The organism is Saccharothrix sp. NRRL B-16348, from assembly GCF_001280085.1.
GTDB lineage: Bacteria > Actinomycetota > Actinomycetes > Mycobacteriales > Pseudonocardiaceae > Actinosynnema.
Window position 1 is genome coordinate 1 of the sequence record NZ_LGED01000058.1, and the last position, 1323, is coordinate 1323.

Annotated in this window: 2 protein-coding genes; both read left to right on the forward strand. The window is 68.5% G+C overall.

The window, feature by feature from the left end:
- The first annotated feature begins 66 nt into the window (after window positions 1–66).
- Window positions 67–378, forward strand: coding sequence for a transposase (locus tag ADK67_RS08865; protein WP_053715920.1), 312 nt, complete (start codon window positions 67–69; stop codon window positions 376–378).
- Window positions 375–1292 carry an IS3 family transposase gene (locus ADK67_RS08870; RefSeq protein ID WP_053715921.1) on the forward strand — a complete coding sequence of 306 codons (918 nt, stop codon included), beginning with the start codon at window positions 375–377 and terminating at the stop codon, window positions 1290–1292. The genes ADK67_RS08865 and ADK67_RS08870 overlap by 4 nt, the downstream gene beginning before the upstream one ends.
- Window positions 1293–1323: the final 31 nt, after the last annotated feature.

The window sequence follows — 1323 nt, forward strand, 5'->3', positions numbered from 1 at the left end:
TGAGCTTCCCCCGGTAGCCCGGTGGCTTTCCAGGCATGGTCCGATAGGGCCTGAAGGGAGTCGTCCGTGGCACCACCGAAGAAGTACCCCGACGAGTTGAGGGCCCGCGCTGTCCGGTTGTACCGGGAGTCGGACCCCAAGCCGGTGATCCGGCGCCTGGCCGAGCAGCTGGGCGTGCATCACGAGGCGTTGCGGAACTGGATCCGGCAGGACGAGGCCGACCGCGGCGAGCGGGACGACCGGCCCACCGCGACCGAGTCGGAGGAGCTGCGCCGGCTCCGCAAAGAGAACGCGGAACTCAAGCGAGCCAACGAGATCCTCAAGACCGCGTCCGCGTTTTTCGCGGCGGAACTCGACCCGACCCGGCGACGGTCGTGAAGCTCGTCGAGCAGCTTCGCGGCCGCTTCGGGGTCGAGTTCGTCCTCCGGGTTCTCGGTGTCGCCTCGTCCACCTATCGCGGTTGGGTGGCCCGACAGGCCGCCCCGTCGGATCGCGAACGCGACGACCGGGCGATCACCGACGAGATCACCGACATCCACGCCGCCTCGGGCGGCACCTATGGCAGCCCGCGGGTGCACCAGGTCCTGCGGCGTCGGGGTATCCGCGTGTCGCGCAAGCGGGTCGAACGGCTGATGCGCCAGGCCGGCCTGCAGGGCGCGTTCCTGCGCAAACACTGGCGGACGCCGTCGACCAGGCAGGATCTGCAGGCCGCACCGGCGCCCGATCGGGTGAACCGGGACTTCACCGCGCCGGCGCCGGACCGGTTGTGGGTGGCCGACGCGACCCGCATCCGCACCGGCGAGGGCGCCTTCTGGTTGGCCGCGGTGCGCGACGCGTTCTCCAACCGGATCGTGGGCTGGAAGACCAGCGACCGCTGTGACACCGACCTGGTCCTGGGTGCTCTGGAGTACGCGATCTGGTCGCGCGACGTGCGCGACGGGCAGTTGATCCACCACAGCGACCGCGGGTCGACCTACACAGCCTTCCGATTCGCGGAACGGTTGGCGGACAACGGGATCCTGCCTTCGATGGGGTCGGTCGGCGACTCGTACGACAACGCCCTGATGGAGAACTTCTTCTCCACGTTGAAGATCGAGCTGGTCTACCGCCACGCCTGGCGCACCCGCGACGAGGCCGAGAACGAACTGTTCCGCTATATCGACGGGTTCTACAACACCGAACGCATCCAGAAGGAACTCGGCTGGCTCAGCCCCGACGAGTACGAAGCCGCTTGGCACGCCGCTCAGACCCAGCCAGCTACCATCCCGGCGGCACCGACCGCATCCAGGTAACAACCGCCTCGGGCTATCGGGGGAAGCTCAG